General features: G+C 52.6%; 1 protein-coding gene. It reads right to left on the reverse strand.

The genetic code is table 11. The features are described 5' to 3' along the window. Positions 1–38: 38 nt before the first annotated feature. Positions 39–1,231, reverse strand: a protein-coding gene (locus QP934_RS11405) for an IS3 family transposase (RefSeq protein WP_419127580.1) whose coding sequence is annotated in 2 segments (ribosomal slippage) — positions 39–949 and positions 949–1,231 — 1,194 coding nt in all. Because the reading frame shifts where the segments join, the coding sequence is not laid out codon by codon here. Positions 1,232–1,303: the final 72 nt, after the last annotated feature.

Genomic DNA, 1,303 nt, shown 5'->3' on the forward strand with positions numbered 1-1,303 from the left:
GGGCCTGACCCCCGGAAAGTAGACACGTCGGGGGTTAGCTATGCTGCTTGGGTCAGTGTAGCTGAATTCTCGGCTTCAAAGACGTCAGGAGCTGAAAGATTGCACCAGGAGTGCCGTCGGCGTGTGTTGTAGCGCATGCACCACCGGAAGACTTCCTGGCGGCAGGAGATCGGATTGTCAAAGACTTTCCTGTCACGCAAGATTTCCCGCTTGAGCGTGGCGTTAAACGATTCTGCTAGGGCGTTATCAGCACTCGTTCCTACCGCTCCCATAGACTGGCGCACACCCAACGACGAGCAATAGTTCCTAAAGGCTTGTGAGGTGTACACACTGCCATGATCAGAATGGAAAATTGCCCCTTTAAGGCTTCCACGAACCTTTCTGGCATGAGACAAAGCTTCGATAACCAGCGATACCCGCATGTGATCCGCTAGTGCATGACCGACAAGTTTGCGAGAGTAGACGTCGATGACCGTGGCCAGGTACATGTTTTTGCCACCCTTACACGGCAGGTACGTAATGTCGCCAACATAGACGTGGTTTGGCCTGTCAGCGGTGAATCTGCGGCCTACTAAATCTGGCATGACTCGGCGACCAGGCTTACGCCTAGTAGTGACACATCGGCGGCGCTTGGTAAAGCCTTTAAGCCCCATGGATTTCATGATGCGTGCGACCTTCTTGTGATTGATCGGGCCGAAATCCGTATCACTGTTGAGGCTCGCAGCGATGCGTTTAGCACCATAAAGCCCGTGCTCATCATCGAAGATGGTCTTGATTCGTGCACCAATAAGAGCATCAGAACACATCTTTAACCTGCGTTTTTCGCGGGTTTGCACCCACTTATAAAACGAGGAGCGATTGAGCTTTAACACGTGGCACATCCGCTTAACCGAGTACTCGGTTCGGTGGTCATAGACAAACTGGAAGCGGATTACCAGCGTGTCTCTTCGGCAAAATATTTCGCGGCCTTACGCAGGATGTCGCGTTCTTCGCGCAGCTTCGAGACTTCTCTTTCTAGCTGGCGGATCCGCTCAGAATCAGTCGTCGCCTGAGCTTTATCACGCATGTTTTTCGAGTGGGCACGTTTGCCGGTGCCGTACTGCTTAAGCCAGGAATAAAGTGAGGAACGATTGACTCCAAGCTCTGCTGAAGCCGCGTGGAGTGAAAGGTCCTCATTGTTTTCGTAGAGGGCTACAGCATCACGTTTGAACTGTTCGGAGTACCTAGGCATGGTGGTAGATTACCTTTCTTCCCAACCCAACCGGGCTGGATATCAGGTGTCCACCAAACAGGGGTCAGGCCC

The sequence above is a fragment of the Corynebacterium sp. MSK122 genome, from assembly GCF_030229435.2.
In the GTDB taxonomy this organism is placed as follows: domain Bacteria; phylum Actinomycetota; class Actinomycetes; order Mycobacteriales; family Mycobacteriaceae; genus Corynebacterium; species Corynebacterium marquesiae.